This window comes from Stagnimonas aquatica (assembly GCF_003730135.1).
Taxonomy (GTDB): Bacteria; Pseudomonadota; Gammaproteobacteria; order Nevskiales; family Nevskiaceae; genus Stagnimonas; species Stagnimonas aquatica.
On sequence record NZ_RJVO01000002.1, the window covers coordinates 186,518 to 200,886 of the forward strand.

Sequence of the window (14,369 nt, forward strand, 5' to 3'; positions counted from 1 at the left end):
CGATAGCGCCGGCGGTGAAGGGCAGGAAGGAAAGAACGCGACCGCTGGGCCGCGCGATGCTCAGGGCGAGGGTTTGAACGCGGCACGCAACTCTTCGACATGCGCGCGGTTGGCGCCGAAGTCGTAGTAGCCGATGCGGCTGGACGAGCGGACCTCGATGCGCCCGGGCTCGCTCTGCGAAAACACCAACTCCAGATCGTCGACGTAGCGCATCAGCGGACTGGTGTAGCTGGCGTAGAGGTAGTCACCCTCGTTGCGCAGCACCGCGTAGCGCGGCAGTCCGGCGATGGTGCGGGCCAAGCGCTCGCGGGCGGCAGCCGCAGCGCCGGTGTAGCGCAGCGGCGCCACCTGCTGCTCACCGCTGGCCAGCGAAGAGACGCAGTGCGGCGCTGGCGGACAGGCGGCGAGCTTGCCGTCGGCGGCGCGCAGCACCGGCGAGCCCAGACCGCAGGCACTCAGCGCCAGCGTGCTAGCGAGGATCGAAACCGCGGTCCAACTGTTCGACATAAGTCACCCATCCATCCTCGAGAACCACCAGGCGCATCGCCGCCCGCGAGCCAAAGTTGTAAACCCACTCCTCGCGGTAGGCCGGGGTCACGTACTGATTGCGGTAAGCATAGGGATCGCTGCTATGACGGTAAATCTCAGGCCGGCTGTAGAGCGGCCGCAGCACGTTCTCGGAACGCCGGGTCAGCGGCTCGCCGCAGCGGCGTAGCAGGCGGTATTTCGACAGGCCTTCGGTCAGCGCACGCGGCTCGCAGCGTGGTGCGCTGTCCGGCGCAAAGCCGTAGCCGTCGGTTTCCACTTCGACGATGCGGCCATTGCGCAGCTTCACCAGCCGCAGCAGCTGACTGGGACCGAGGTCATAGACCCAGACCTCGGTGTCAGCCACGTAACCGCCCTGCGGCAGCTGATAGCTCCACTGGTCACGAAGGCTGGGCTCGCCGCAGGCGGAGAGCAGCTCCGCCGCCAGGGCGTTTTCGTCCACCAGCCGCGAACCGCAGCGCAGCGAGCCCGCCGAAGACGGCGACGCGGCTAAGATGCCCGCCGCCAGCACCAACCACCGCCAACGCGGCGGTCTTGCAACCGCAGTCTGGAACCCGATCGTATTCATTGGGTCATTATCGCGCCCCATGGACATAAAACCCCTTACCCGCCTCCTCTTTGCCGGCCTGTTGAGCGCCTGCGCCAGCCTCGCCTGGTCCGCCGACCCGGCGCCGCAGCCCCATGTGCGGGCCGAACTGGTCGCCGAAACCACCGCCCTGCTGCGTGGCGGCGACAGCCTGGTGGCGCTCAAGCTGACGCCCGAGCCCGGCTGGCATACCTACTGGCGCAATCCCGGCGACTCCGGGCTGGCCACCAAGCTCAACTGGACGCTGCCGGCCGGCGTCAGCGCCGGCCCGATCCAGTGGCCGGCGCCACACCGCGCGCCGCTGGGCGAGCTGACCAACTACGGCTACGACGACGAGACCCTGCACCTGGTCAGCATCGCAGTCCCCGGCGACTGGCCGCTGAACCGGCCGCTGCCGCTGCGGGTGCTGGCCAAGTGGCTGGTCTGCAAGGACGTCTGCATCCCGGGCGAAGCCACGCTGACGCTGACCCTGCCGGTGGTCGCCGGCAGCGCCGATCTCGATCCCGCCCAGGCCGCCGCCTTCGAGCGCGCCCGCGCCGCGCTGCCGGAGCCGGCACCGTCCGGCTGGCAGGCGCAGTACCAGATCGCCGGCGACAGCCTGTCGCTGGCCGTGCAGGCGCACGACCTCGATCAGGCCGAGGTGATCGAGTTCTTTCCCTACGCCAACGATCTGGTCAATCACGCCGCGCCGCAGAAGCTGGCGGTGGACACCCAGGGCCTGCGCCTGAGCCAGGGGCTGTCCAGCTATTTCCTCGACGCGCCCAAGCTGGTCGAGGGCGTGCTGGTGCTGGAGCAGGGTGGCCAGCGCCGCGCCTACGAGCTGAGTGCCGTCGCCGGGACGGTCGCGCCGGTCCTTACCGAGCGCGCGCCGCCGGGTGCGCGCGTCACGCCGGAGGCCCCCACCCAGACCGCCACAGCCCCGCCGGGCCTGCTGCCGGCCCTGCTGTTCGCGCTGCTCGGCGGCCTGATCCTCAACCTGATGCCCTGCGTGTTCCCGGTGCTGTCGCTGAAGGCGCTCTCGCTCGCGCAAAGCGCCGGTCAGGCACGCGCCCAGCAACGCGCTGGCGCACTCGCCTACACCGCCGGCGCGGTGCTCAGCTGCGTGCTCGCGGCGGGCGTGCTGCTGGCCCTGCGCGCCGGCGGCGAGGCGCTCGGCTGGGGCTTTCAATTGCAGTCGCCGACCTTCATCGCCGCGCTGGCCTACCTGATGTTCGCGCTCGGCCTGTCGATGTCCGGGCTGCTGGAGATCGGCACCGCGTGGATGGGCGTGGGCTCCGGCCTGGCCAGCAAGTCCGGCCTGGCCGGCAGCTTCTTCACCGGCGTGCTGGCGGTGGTGGTGGCCAGCCCCTGCACCGCGCCGTTCATGGGCTCGGCGCTGGGCTATGCGGTGACCCAGCCGGTGCCGGTGGCGCTGCTGGTGTTCGCGGCACTCGGCCTGGGCCTCGCCCTGCCCTTCCTGTTGATCGGCTACTTCCCGAAGCTGGCGCGCGCGCTGCCCCGACCCGGCGCCTGGATGCTCACCTTCAAGCAGGCGATGGCCTTCCCGCTCTACCTCACCGTCGCCTGGCTGCTGTGGGTGCTGACCCGCCAGGCCGGCGCCGACGCCCTGGGCCTGACCGCCTGCGGACTGGTGGCAGTGGCGCTGGCGGTCTGGCTGCTGGGCCGCCCCGGCCGCAAGCTCGCCGGCACCCTGATCGCCGCGCTGGCCCTGCTCGCCGCCGGCTATGTGCTGGCCTCGCCGCTGCTGCGCGTGCAGCCGGCGACCGCCAGCGCGGCATCGACCAAGGAAGCCTGGAGCCCGGAGCGGGTCGCCGCCCTGCGCGCCGAGGGCCGCACGGTATTCGTCGACTTCACCGCCGACTGGTGCATTACCTGCAAGGTCAACGAGCGCGGCGCGCTGGCCTCCCAGCGGGTGCGCGAGGCCTTCGCCGAGGCCGGCGTGGTCACCCTGGTGGCGGACTGGACCACCAGCGATCCGCGCATCACCCAGGCCCTGGCCGAGTTCGGCCGCAACGGCGTACCGCTGTACCTGCTGTATCCGCGTGGCGGGGAACCCCGGGTGCTGCCGCAAGTCCTAACTCCGCAGATCGTCATCGACGCCCTGCCACCCTGAACCACGCCCGCCACGGAGCCGCCATGCCTTCCTTCGTCCGCCAGCTGTCGCTGTCCCTCGCCGCCGCCCTGCTGGCGGTGAACGCCCAGGCCGCCGTCAAGGTCGGCGAGCCGGCACCGAACTTCTCCCTGCCCGGCTCCGACGGCAAGACCCACGCGCTCGCCGACTACCCGGGCAAGACCGTGGTACTGGAATGGACCAACGACGGCTGCCCTTTCGTGAAGAAGCACTACGGCAGCGGCAACATGCAGTCGCTGCAGAAGAGCTACACCGGCCAGGGCGTGATCTGGCTGTCGGTGATCTCCTCCGCGCCCGGCAAACAGGGGCATGTCGATGCTGCCGGCGCCCGGGCCCTGAGCCAATCGCGCGGCGCCAGCCCGACCCAGGTGCTGCTCGACGACCAAGGGACGGTGGGTCGTCTCTACCAGGCCAAGACCACCCCGCATCTCTACGTCATCGACCCCAGCGGCAAGCTCGCCTACGCCGGCGGCATCGACAGCATCGCCAGCGCCGATCCGGAAGACATCCCGGCCGCCACGCCCTATCTGAAGAACGCGCTCGACGAGGTTCTCGCCGGCAAACCGGTGACCGTGGCGGTCACCAAACCCTATGGCTGCTCGGTGAAATACTGAGTTCCGGACTGCGACGGCCGTCGAGGCCGTAAAATGGCTGCCTGCTCGCGTCTGGAAGCCCTTCGTGTCCACACCCACCCTGCCGCCCAAGCCTGCGCCCCTGGTCCCGGGCGTGAAGCTGCGCGCCGCCGACAAGATGGCGCGCATCCCGGTGAAGATCGAGGCGACCACGGCGCCGCTGCGCAAGCCGCAATGGATTCGCGCCAAGCTCGGCACCAGTCCGGAGGTTGAGCGCATCAAGGAGATTTTGCGCAGCAACGATCTGCACACGGTCTGCGAGGAAGCGAGCTGCCCCAACCTCGGCGAGTGCTTCGGCAAGGGCACCGCCACCTTCATGATCATGGGCGACATCTGCACCCGCCGCTGCCCGTTCTGCGACGTTGCCCACGGCCGACCGAAGCCGCTCGACACCGAGGAGCCGGCCAAGCTGGCGCGCACCATCGCCCAGATGCGGCTGCGCTACGTGGTCATCACCAGCGTCGATCGCGACGACCTGCTCGATGGTGGCGCGGCGCATTTCGCCGCCTGCATCCGCGAGGCGCGCGCGGCCTCGCCGAAGTTGCAGATCGAAGTGCTGGTGCCCGACTTCCGGGGACGCATGGACCCGGCGCTGGCGATCTTCAAGGACGCGCCGCCGGATGTCTTCAACCACAACCTCGAAACCGTGCCGCGCCTCTACAAGCAGGCACGCCCCGGCTCCGACTACGAGTGGTCGCTGGATCTCCTGGAGCGCTTCAAGGCACTGCACCCGGAGGTGCCGACCAAGTCCGGCCTGATGCTGGGTCTGGGCGAGGAGATCGAGGAGATCGAGCAGGTGATGCGCGACCTGCGCGCACACGGCGTCAACATGCTCACCCTGGGCCAGTACCTGCAACCGAGCAGGCACCACCTGCCGGTCGCCCGCTTCGTGCACCCCGACGAATTCGAGCGCCTGCGGGTGCTCGGTGAGGCTATGGGCTTTGCCCATGTCGCCAGCGGGCCGATGGTGCGCAGCAGCTATCACGCCGACCAGCAGGCGCACGGTCTGGTGGGATGAGCGCGCGCCCGGAGGCGCCGCTGCTTCCACGCGCCGATTGGTTGCAGGTGGTGCGCCACGCGCCGCTGGTTTCCATCGACCTGATCCTGCGCGATGCCCAGGGCCGCGTGCTCTTGGGACTGCGCGAGAACGAGCCGGCGCGCGGGCTGTGGTTCGTGCCCGGCGGGGTGATTCGCAAAGACGAAACCCTGGACGCCGCGTTTGCCCGCATCGCCCGCAACGAACTGGGCCTGTCCTTGGAGCGCCGCCAGGCCAGCCTGCTGGGCGTCTACGAGCACCACTACACGACCAACTTCGCGTGCGAGCCGGGCCTCAGCACCCACTACGTGGTGCTGGCGCATCACTTGGGCCTGGACGGCGACTTCGCCCCGGCCGACCGCCAGCACCGCGAACTGCGCTGGTGGCCGCTGGCGGAGCTGCTGAGCAGCCCCGAGGTGCACGCCAATGTGAAGGCCTACTTCCCCTGATCGCTTTCCGGAGCCGCTAGACCTAGCGCAGGTAGTGGTCGGCCAGCAGCAGCATGAACAGGCCCATCAGGTAGACGATGGAGTAGCCGAAGGTGCGCATCTCCAGGCCCGGCACCGGCCGGAACTTCAGCCGCCAGGCGTAGCCGATGAAGATCAGTCCCAGAGCCAGCGCACCGAACAGGTACAGGAAGCCGCTCATGCCGCTGGCGAACGGCAGCAGGGCGACGGCGAACAGGATCAGCGTGTAGAGCAGCACCTGGGTGCGGGTGTACTCGACCCCATGGGTCACCGGCAGCATGGGGATGCCGGCCTCGGCGTATTCGTCCTTGCGGGCGATGGCCAGCGGCCAGTAGTGCGGCGGCGTCCAGGCGAAGATGATCGCGAACAGGATCAGCGCATGCGCGTGCACCTCGCCGGTCATCGCCGCCCAGCCGATCACCGGCGGGATGGCGCCGGCGGCGCCGCCGATGACGATGTTCTGCGGGGTCGCCCGCTTCAGCCACAGGGTGTAGATGCCGGCGTAGCCGACCAGACCCAGCTGCGTCAGCAGCGCGGTCAGCGGGTTGACCAGGAACCAGAGGATCACGAAACCGGCCAGGCCCAGCGCGGTGGCGAAGGCGATGCCGGCGGTGACGCCGATGCGACCGGTGACCAGCGGCCGGCCGCAGGTGCGGGCCATGCGGGCATCGACCTCACGGTCGATGATCTGGTTGATGGCGGCGGCGGCGGCCTGTTGCAGGGTGACCCCGAGCGTGGCCCAGAACAGCAGCGCCAGCGGCGGCAGGCCCGGCACCGCGAGGAACATGCCGATCACCGCAGTCAGGGTGAGCAGCATCACCACCCGAGGCTTGGTCAGCTCGTAATACTCGCGCAGCAGGGAAACGGGGCCGGTGGCGGCGGCCTCAGTCATGGCGGCGTCCGAACACGGCGTGATTCAGGGCCACCAGACTCAGCAGCAGCACCGCCGCGCCGGCGTTGTGGGCGTCGGCGAGCAGCAGCGGCAGCTGCCAATGCACGACGCTGAGGCCGATCAGCACCTGCAGCGCCAGCGCGCCGATCACCGCGTGCCCGTAGCGATACCAGTGGCCGCCACGGCGTATCAGTGCCAGCGCCAGGCTCACCAGGATCAGACTGAGCAGGATCGCTCCCAGACGGTGGGTGAAGTGGATGGTGACGCGCGCGCGGTTGTCGAGCACGCCATACTCGTAGTTGATGCCGAGGCCGCGCCAGAGCGTGTAGGCCTCCCGGTAATCGGTCTCCGGCAGCCAGCGGCCGTGACAGGTCGGCAGGTCCGGGCAGGCCAGCGCTGCGTAATTGGTCGAGGTCCAGCCGCCGAGGAAGATCTGCACGGCCACCGCCACCAGCCCCAGCGCCGCCAGCTTGCGCAGCCAGCCCGGCAATGGCGGTCCGGCCTGCCCGCGCGAGGGCCGGCTCGACAGCCACATCCAGGCCAACAGGGACAGTGTGGTCAGCCCGCCCAGCAGGTGGCCGGTCACCACCAGCGGCTTGAGCTGCCAGGTGACCGTCCACATGCCCAGCACCCCCTGGAAGATCACCAGGCCCACCAGCACCCAGGGCAACACTTTCGGCGCACCCTGCCCGCGCAGGCGCAGCGACAGCAGGGCCAGCGCGACAATCAGCAGGCCCAGGGTCGAGGCGATGTAGCGGTGGATCATCTCCTTCCAGCCCTTGTGCGCTTCTACCGGGCGTTCCGGGTAGGCCGCGTTGGCTTCGGCGACGTGCTGGTCGCTGCTGGGCACGCCCAAGTGGCCGTAACAGCCGGGCCAGTCCGGGCAGCCGAGGCCGGCATCGGAGAGACGCACGTAGGCGCCGAACACGATCACCACGAAGCACAGGGCGATGGTCAGCAGGTTGAGGCGGCGAAAGGTCGACATACCGGACAACATGGGCAAATCCGTTGGGGGGTGCGCCTGCGGGCGCGCGATTGTAAGGCTTCGGTGCCGGACGGGCCTTGGCCGCTCAGCCGATGTGGGAGAGCTTGAGCAGCTTGTTGATGTCCTTCTGCAGGCCCTTGAAGTCCTGCTGGACCGCCGCTTCCCCTTCACCCACCGGCGGGTACCACATCAGCCAGTTGCCGTGCGGGTCGAGCACCAGCAGGGCGTTGGCGGGCAGATCGGCGAACTGCTCGAAGGCTTTCGGGCCGGTTTCGGCGTCGAGCAGCCAGAGCAGGCCGGGTTGCTCGGCGCCCAGGCGCTCGCGCAGCTCGGCGAGGCGTGCCGGATCGTCGGCGATCAGCACACGCTGCACCCGCTCGCGTTGGCGGCCGAGGGCCAGCCGGGTCTGGCGGCTCAGCACCAGCTCGCGGTGGCAGGCCTCGTCACAGGGGCCGCGCAGCAGCTGCACCAGGCTCCACTTCTCGCGCAGCGGATCGCTGGCCAGGGGCTGGCCGGCGGCGTCACGCAGCGCAATCACCGGCGTCGGCCGCGCCGGCGTCACCAGCTGGCCGTAGTTGGTGCGCTCGCCGCCGGGGCGCCAGTCGAACACGAACACCGCGATGTAGGCGCTGACGAAGGGCGCGAAGAACAGCACGGCCAGCAGGATCAGCTGGGCGCGGGAACGGAGCTGGGAATGGCCGGGCGGCACGGTGGCAGTCATGGTTGGACGGGTACTTTCTTGAGATTGAGTTTGATGAACAGCCCCAGCAGCGTCGCCGCGAAAGCCCACCATTGTGCGGCATAGCCGTAGTGGCGCTGGGGAGGGATGGCATCGACGCCGGCCGGACTCCATTCGCGGACGAAGCCGCCGGGCAGTTCCGGCGCCAGTTCCAGCAGACCGTCGCGGGTGTTCGACCCCAGGCGGCAGCGCAGTTCGGCGAGGTCGGGGTAGTTGAGCCGCGCCGGCAGCGCGGCGCCCGGCACGCAGGCAGCGCCGGCCGCTCCCAGGCGCATGCCCGGCTGCGGCAAGGGCCGCCAGTAACCTTCCAGGCGCTGCGGGCCCTCGGGCGCCGGCGGCACCCGCTCGACATCCAGCGGCAGCCAGCCGCGATCCACCACCACCAGACTGCCGTCGGCGAGCTGCAGCGGCGTCCAGGCGTGGGTGCCGGGGCGGCGGTGGCTGCTCTGGTTGTCGAGCAGCACCGACAGCTCCGAGCGGTAGACGCCGTCGACATAGACGCGGCGCACCTCGCCGGTAGCGGGCTTGCCGCTGTCGGCCAGCAGGGCCACCGGCGCCTGCGCGGCGGCGGCGGCGTGGCGGTCGAGCAGGCGCTGCTTGGTCTGGCCGCGACCGTATTGCCAAAAGCCCAGGGCGAGCATGGCGCCGCCCAGCAGCAGCGTCCCGAGCACCGCCCACCAGGCAGGGCGGAAGCGCAGGCGGAATGGCGGAGTGGCGGGGGGAGGCGGGGACGGAGTCATGGGTTCAGCGCGGCGATGCGGATACCATGACCGCAATCGCCAACGCCGGTTCCGGTTTCCGCATGATTCCCAAGCTCGCCATCGTCGCCTTCCTGATCGCCATCGTCGTCGCCCTGTTCTTCGGCATGTCCTACCTGATCCGCGACCCCAGCAGCGAGCGCCGCACTCTGAACGCGCTCACCTGGCGGGTAGGCCTGCAGGTCGGCTTGATCGCCTTCCTGGCACTGGCCTACTTCCTCGGCTGGATCCAGCCGCATGGGCTGACGCGATAAGGAAACTGTCCAGTGGACAGGTTCCCGGCTCAGCGGGCGGACATGGATGTCGGCTCCGGTGGTAGATCGAGGCACTGAAGTCGCGCCAGGGACGGCAGACGCAAGCCCGGACCAGAAATCAAAAAGAAAGCCCGGCAATGCCGGGCTTTCTCGTATCCAGGCGCTCGCTCAGAGCACGTAGACGAATACGAACAGGCCGATCCAGACCACGTCCACGAAGTGCCAGTACCAGGCCACGCCCTCGAAACCGAAGTGCGAATCCGGCTTGAAGTGACCGAGCATCAGGCGGATGGTGATGACGATCAGCATCAGCGTACCCAGCGTCACGTGCATGCCGTGGAAGCCGGTGAGCATGAAGAAGGTGGAACCGTAGACGCCGCTGTGCAGGGTCAGATTGAGGGCGTGGTAGGCGTGGATGTATTCCACCGCCTGGCAGTACAGGAACACCACACCGAAGGCGACGGTCGCCCACATCCACAGGATGCAGGCCAGACGCTTGTTGTCCTTGAGCGCGTGGTGAGCAAAGGTGATGGTCACGCCGGAGGACAGCAGCAGGCAGGTGTTGATGAAGGGCAGACCCCAGGCCGACACCGTCTCGAAGTAGCCGCCGAGGTTGGCCGGGCCATTGGACGGCCAGGACGCCTCGAAGCCGTCCCAGAGCAGGTTGGCGACGCCCTTGGCGCCTTCACCGCCGATCCAGGGCAGGGAGATTTCGCGGGCGTAGAACAGCGCGCCGAAGAAGGCGGCAAAGAACATCACCTCGGAGAAGATGAACCAGGCCATGCCCATGCGGTAGGTCATGTCGACCTGCGACGAGTATTTGCCACCCTCGCTTTCCAGGGCGATGCCGCGGAACCAGCGGAAGATGATGAAGGCCGCGAAGCCGCCGCCCAGGTAGTAGGGCAGCGCGCCGAGGTTCTTGTCCTCCAGCGAGCTCCAGACGCCGATGATCAGCGTCACCAAGCCGGCGGTGAGCATGAACGGCCAGGCGCTGGGGTCGGGGACGAAGTAGCGTGATTGGCCGTTGGCTGGAGCGGGGCTGGACATGGCGATTCCCTGTTTGAGACCTGAAAAGTTGTGCGGCGAATTCTAGCGACTGGGCCTGTGCAGCCTAGCCGTTCGGCTTGGCGCTGCGCTGCGCCAGTTCGGTGACATCGAAAAACGTGTACGACAGCGTGACGGTGTGGACATCGGCCGGGAGTTCCGGGTCGAGCATGAAACGCACCGGCATGTCCTTGGCCTCGCGGGCCTTGAACGGCTGCTGGTTGAAGCAAAAACACTCGGTCTTCTTCAGATGCCGGGCGGCCTTGCCCGGCGTCACCGCCGGCACCGCCTGCCCCACCACGTCCTGATCCAGCTGGTTCTCGGCGACGAAGTTGACGGTATAGAGCTGGCCCGGATGCACCTTCATTTCCGACACGGCCGGCTTGAATACCCATTCCCGCCCGCCGTTGACGACGGTCAGGAACTGCACCGTCACCTCGCGGTTGAGGTCGGGCTGCTCCTGCACGCTGGCGACGATCTGCATGCCCTTGTCGCGGCCGTTGAGGCCGGTCAGCTCGCAGAGCGCGTTGTAGAGCGGGACCATGGCGAAGCCGAAACCGAACATCGCCACCGTCAGCAGCGCCAGTTCCCAGACGCTGCGCCGTTTGCGGCGCTTGGTTTCCGCCGGGCCGAGGTCCGCGCTCATCGCTGCGCCACAGTGATCCAGACGAAACCGGCGAGAAACCCTAGCGCCAGCACGACGTGGATCAGGGCCAGGCGCAGATTGCGCCGGGCCTGTTCACGATCCTGCTGCGGAGCGGGCTGAGTCATGGGGTTCAGTGGGCCTTGGCAGTCTGGCCGGCGCTCACCGGCTCACCGTTCTCGCCGACCTGCGGCGGATCCTCGAAGGTGTGGTAGGGCGCCGGCGAGGGCACCGTCCACTCCAGACCGTGAGTGCCTTCCCAGACGCGGTCCGACACCTTGCCGTCGCGCTTGCCGAACATGCACACCAGCATGTTGCCGATGAAGATGAACTGGCTGAAGAAGAAGGCGAAGGCACCGATCGACGACACCACGTTGAAGTCGGTGAACATCACGTTGTAGTCGGGCACGCGGCGCTGCATGCCGGCGAGGCCGAGGAAGTGCTGCGGGAAGAAGGTGACGTTGATGAAGATCGCCGACAGCCAGAAGTGCAGCTTGCCGAGCTTCTCGTTGTACATGCGGCCGGTCCACTTCGGGATCCAGTAGTAGATGGCGGCGATGATCGAGAACACCGCGCCGGGCACCAGCACGTAGTGGAAGTGCGCAACCACGAAGTAGGTGTCGTGGTACTGGAAGTCCACCGGGGTGATCGCCAGCATCAGGCCGGAGAAACCGCCGAGGGTGAACAGGAACACGAAGCCCAGCGCGAACAGCATCGGGGTCTCGAAGGTCATCGAGCCGCGCCACATGGTCGCCACCCAGTTGAACACCTTCACGCCCGTGGGCACGGCGATCAGCATGGTGGAGAACATGAAGAACAGTTCCGCCGCCAGCGGCATGCCGACGGTGAACATGTGGTGCGCCCAGACGATGAAGCTCAGAAAGCCGATCGAGGCGGTGGCGTAGACCATCGAGGCATAGCCGAACAGCGGCTTGCGGGCGAAGGTCGGGATGATGGTCGAGACGATGCCGAAGGCCGGCAGGATCAGGATGTAGACCTCGGGATGGCCGAAGAACCAGAAGATGTGTTGGAACAGCACCGGGTCACCACCACCGGAAGCGGTGAAGAAGCTGGTGCCGAAATACTTGTCGGTGAGCAGCATGGTGACCGCGCCGGCGAGCACCGGCATGGTGGCAATCAGGAGGTACGCGGTGATCAGCCAGGTCCAGACGAACAGCGGCATCTTCAGCAGGGTCATGCCCGGCGCGCGCATGTTGAGGATGGTCACCACGACGTTGATCGCACCGGTGATCGAGCTGATACCCAGCAAGTGCACGGCGAAGATCAGCATCGGGAAGGCGTTGCCGGTCTGCAGCACCAGCGGCGGATACATGGTCCAGCCACCCGCCGGCGCGCCGCCCGGCATGAACAGGGTGGACAGCAGCATCGCGAAGCCGAACGGCAGGATCCAGAAGCCCCAGTTGTTGACGCGCGGCAGGGCGAGGTCACCGGCGCCGATCATCATCGGCACCATCCAGTTGGCGAGGCCGGTGAAGGCCGGCATCACGCCGCCGAAGATCATCACCAGGGCGTGCATGGTGGTCATGGAGTTGAAGAACTCCGGATCCACGAACTGCAGGCCGGGCTGGAACAGCTCGGCGCGGATCACCAGCGACATCAGGCCGCCGATGAAGAACATGATGAAGGAGAAGCACAGATACAGCGTGCCCAGATCCTTGTGGTTGGTGGTCTTGATCCAGCGCATGATCCCCTTGTCGGGACCGTGGTGGTGGTCGTGATCGTGACCGTCGTGGGCGTGGGCGTGGGCCATGGCGAAACTCCTGCAATTCTCGAAACGGGGGGACCAGCGGGCTTCGCGCTTAGCGGAGCGCCGCTACGTCGGAAGCCTGCACAACCGAGCCCTTGTTACCCCAGGACTGACGTTCGTAGGTGACGACCGCCGCAACCTCAGCGTCGGTGAGCTGCTTGAACGGCGGCATCATGCCGCCGCCGGTCTTGCCATGCAGCACCTGGCCGACATGCGCCTTGGCGTCGCCGTTGGCGACCGGCGAACCGACCAGGGACGGGAAGTTGGGCGGCAGGCCAGCGCCGTTGGCTTGGTGGCAGGCCTGGCAATTGGCCTCGTAGACCTTCTTGCCCTGCGCCATCAGCTCGTCCTTGGACAAGGCCTTGGCGGCCGGAGCGGCGGCCGGGGCCGAGGTCGCGGCAGCCACTTCCACCGGCGCGGCGGCGGCGGGCTCGGCAGCGGCCGGGGCGGCCTCGGTCAACACGGCGGGCGCGACGGCGGCCACCTCGACACCCTTCTTCTGGGCCAGCCAGGTGTTGAACTCGGTTTCCGGCAGCGCCTTGACCACGATCGGCATGAAGCCGTGGTCGCGGCCGCACAGCTCGGCACAGACGCCGCGGAAGGTGCCGGGCTCGTTGATCTTGGTCCAGGCTTCGTTGATGTAGCCGGGGATGGCGTCCTTCTTCACCGCCAGATCGTGCACCCACCAGGCATGGATCACGTCCTGGGCGGTGATCAGGAAGCGCACCTTCTTGCCGGTCGGCAGCACCAGCGGATTGGTCACTTCCCAGAGGTAGTTGCCACCGTCGACCTGGGCCAGTTCGGCCGGGGTCTTGTTGGCGCCGAGCTGGCGGGCCTGGTTGGACTCCGGCGAGAGCATGGACACGAACTCGTAGTCCTGGCCCACGTATTCGTATTTCCAGCCCCACTGGAAGCCGGTGATCTTGACGGTCAGATCGGCGTTGCGGGTGTCTTCCATCTTGATCAGGGTGCCGGCGGCCGGCACCGCCATGGCGATCAGGACGAAGAACGGGATGATGGTCCAGACGATCTCGACCGTGGTCGATTCGTGGAAGTCAGCCGGCTTCGGGTGCTTGCTGCGGCGGTGGTTGATGATCGAATAGATCATCGTGCCGAACACGCCGACGCCGATCACCGTCACCACGCCCAGGATCAGCATGTGCAGGCTGTGCACCTGGGCGCTGATGTCGGTTGCACCGACCGGCAGGTTGTATTGCGACCGGGCCGTCTCCGCGTGCGCGACCGCGCTGGCGAACGTGCCGGCCAGAAGACCGACCAGGGACCGCATCCACTTCGTCATCGACATCCCACTAACCTCCAGTTAAGACCTCTTGCGTCGGGTTTCGCTCCGACTCCTCCGCTGGCGTGTAGCTCCACACCGGCGGTAGCAATTCTTTCAGGCGGCGATGGAGCCGCTCGCGTTCTTCATCGGTGAGGCAGCGCCCCAGCCGCAAAATCTGTCCTGCCTGCCGCAACCGCAGCTGGCTGGGCTGGTGCCGGTTACCGCCCGGCAGCAGCTCGACGCGGGTCCAGACGCGCGGCCAGTCGATCTGTGCCACCGCTCCCGCCTGCATCCAGCCATACCCCACCCGCACCCGGTCCGCCTCGAAGTCGATGACCTCACGATAGCGATTGCGCCGCAGGCTCACCCACAGGGCCAGCGCCAGCGCACCCAACTCCAGACCCGCGAACGGCAGGATCGGCCACAGGCCCACCAAGGCGAACCCGATAGCCACCGGCAGTGCCGCCGAGCAGACCAAGGCCATGAACAGCAGAGCCTGACGCGGGCTCAGCGAGGCATTGGGGCCGATCACCAGACGGGTGTCCGAAGCATGCATGGGGTTGGCCTTGCGACACCCGCGGAAAATACCGCAGCCACAAAGCCGCC

General features: G+C 67.8%; 17 protein-coding genes. 5 read left to right on the top strand and 12 right to left on the bottom strand.

Annotated features, from left to right (window positions below; all coding sequences use genetic code 11):
- Positions 1–60: 60 nt before the first annotated feature.
- Together ED208_RS05325 and ED208_RS05330 are read right to left on the bottom strand one after the other, a co-directional pair.
- Positions 61–507 (bottom strand): DUF1499 domain-containing protein, encoded by a 447-nt coding sequence (locus tag ED208_RS05325; protein WP_123210849.1) that lies wholly within the window; start codon positions 505–507, stop codon positions 61–63.
- Positions 470–1,141, bottom strand: coding sequence for a DUF2845 domain-containing protein (locus ED208_RS05330; protein WP_148044697.1), 672 nt, complete (start codon positions 1,139–1,141; stop codon positions 470–472). Before ED208_RS05330 ends, ED208_RS05325 begins: the two co-directional genes overlap by 38 nt.
- On the opposite strand from ED208_RS05330, the gene ED208_RS05335 reads away from it, so the two are divergent.
- The 4 genes from ED208_RS05335 (at position 1,134) to ED208_RS05350 (ending at position 5,380) form a co-directional block, all read left to right on the top strand.
- Positions 1,134–3,245: a protein-disulfide reductase DsbD family protein gene (locus tag ED208_RS05335; RefSeq protein WP_123210850.1), complete on the top strand. Its 2,112-nt coding sequence runs from the start codon at positions 1,134–1,136 to the stop codon at positions 3,243–3,245. The two genes, ED208_RS05330 and ED208_RS05335, sit on opposite strands and share 8 nt — an antisense overlap.
- Before the next feature lie 23 nt (positions 3,246–3,268).
- The gene (locus ED208_RS05340; protein WP_123210851.1) at positions 3,269–3,877 is read left to right on the top strand and encodes a thioredoxin family protein; all 609 of its coding nucleotides are present in this window, start codon (positions 3,269–3,271) and stop codon (positions 3,875–3,877) included.
- A gap of 64 nt (positions 3,878–3,941) precedes the next feature.
- Positions 3,942–4,913, top strand: a complete 972-nt coding sequence (lipA, locus tag ED208_RS05345) for a lipoyl synthase (protein WP_366512207.1) — start codon at positions 3,942–3,944, stop codon at positions 4,911–4,913.
- Between the two features lie 20 nt (positions 4,914–4,933).
- Positions 4,934–5,380: a GDP-mannose mannosyl hydrolase gene (locus tag ED208_RS05350; RefSeq protein WP_123211213.1), complete on the top strand. Its 447-nt coding sequence runs from the start codon at positions 4,934–4,936 to the stop codon at positions 5,378–5,380.
- Positions 5,381–5,402: 22 nt separating this feature from the next.
- Here the strand turns inward: ED208_RS05350 and cyoE are convergent, their stop codons facing one another.
- The 4 genes from cyoE to ED208_RS05370 form a co-directional block, all read right to left on the bottom strand.
- Positions 5,403–6,290, bottom strand: coding sequence for a heme o synthase (cyoE, locus tag ED208_RS05355; RefSeq protein ID WP_123210852.1), 888 nt, complete (start codon positions 6,288–6,290; stop codon positions 5,403–5,405).
- Positions 6,283–7,275 (bottom strand): COX15/CtaA family protein, encoded by a 993-nt coding sequence (locus ED208_RS05360; RefSeq protein ID WP_123210853.1) that lies wholly within the window; start codon positions 7,273–7,275, stop codon positions 6,283–6,285. The genes cyoE and ED208_RS05360 overlap by 8 nt, the downstream gene beginning before the upstream one ends.
- Positions 7,276–7,360: 85 nt before the next feature.
- On the bottom strand, positions 7,361–7,996 hold the full coding sequence (locus tag ED208_RS05365; protein ID WP_123210854.1) for a redox-active disulfide-containing membrane protein: 636 nt from the start codon (positions 7,994–7,996) through the stop codon (positions 7,361–7,363).
- On the bottom strand, positions 7,993–8,754 hold the full coding sequence (locus ED208_RS05370) for an SURF1 family protein (RefSeq protein WP_123210855.1): 762 nt from the start codon (positions 8,752–8,754) through the stop codon (positions 7,993–7,995). The genes ED208_RS05365 and ED208_RS05370 overlap by 4 nt, the downstream gene beginning before the upstream one ends.
- 26 nt (positions 8,755–8,780) lie before the next feature.
- On the opposite strand from ED208_RS05370, the gene ED208_RS05375 reads away from it, so the two are divergent.
- Positions 8,781–9,026 (top strand): twin transmembrane helix small protein, encoded by a 246-nt coding sequence (locus ED208_RS05375; RefSeq protein WP_233574850.1) that lies wholly within the window; start codon positions 8,781–8,783, stop codon positions 9,024–9,026.
- Positions 9,027–9,194: 168 nt separating this feature from the next.
- On the opposite strand, the gene ED208_RS05380 is transcribed toward ED208_RS05375, so the two are convergent.
- The 6 genes from ED208_RS05380 to ED208_RS05400 form a co-directional block, all read right to left on the bottom strand.
- Positions 9,195–10,073 carry a cytochrome c oxidase subunit 3 gene (locus ED208_RS05380; RefSeq protein ID WP_123210856.1) on the bottom strand — a complete coding sequence of 293 codons (879 nt, stop codon included), beginning with the start codon at positions 10,071–10,073 and terminating at the stop codon, positions 9,195–9,197.
- Between the two features lie 64 nt (positions 10,074–10,137).
- Positions 10,138–10,716, bottom strand: a complete 579-nt coding sequence (locus ED208_RS05385; RefSeq protein ID WP_123210857.1) for a cytochrome c oxidase assembly protein — start codon at positions 10,714–10,716, stop codon at positions 10,138–10,140.
- Positions 10,713–10,841, bottom strand: coding sequence for a hypothetical protein (locus ED208_RS17675; protein ID WP_267897943.1), 129 nt, complete (start codon positions 10,839–10,841; stop codon positions 10,713–10,715). Before ED208_RS17675 ends, ED208_RS05385 begins: the two co-directional genes overlap by 4 nt.
- Before the next feature lie 5 nt (positions 10,842–10,846).
- The gene (gene ctaD / locus ED208_RS05390) at positions 10,847–12,484 is read right to left on the bottom strand and encodes a cytochrome c oxidase subunit I (protein WP_123210858.1); all 1,638 of its coding nucleotides are present in this window, start codon (positions 12,482–12,484) and stop codon (positions 10,847–10,849) included.
- Positions 12,485–12,533: 49 nt separating this feature from the next.
- Positions 12,534–13,781, bottom strand: coding sequence for a cytochrome c oxidase subunit II (coxB, locus tag ED208_RS05395; RefSeq protein ID WP_123211215.1), 1,248 nt, complete (start codon positions 13,779–13,781; stop codon positions 12,534–12,536).
- Positions 13,782–13,791: 10 nt separating this feature from the next.
- Positions 13,792–14,319: a DUF2244 domain-containing protein gene (locus tag ED208_RS05400; protein WP_158608445.1), complete on the bottom strand. Its 528-nt coding sequence runs from the start codon at positions 14,317–14,319 to the stop codon at positions 13,792–13,794.
- Between the last annotated feature and the right edge of the window lie 50 nt (positions 14,320–14,369).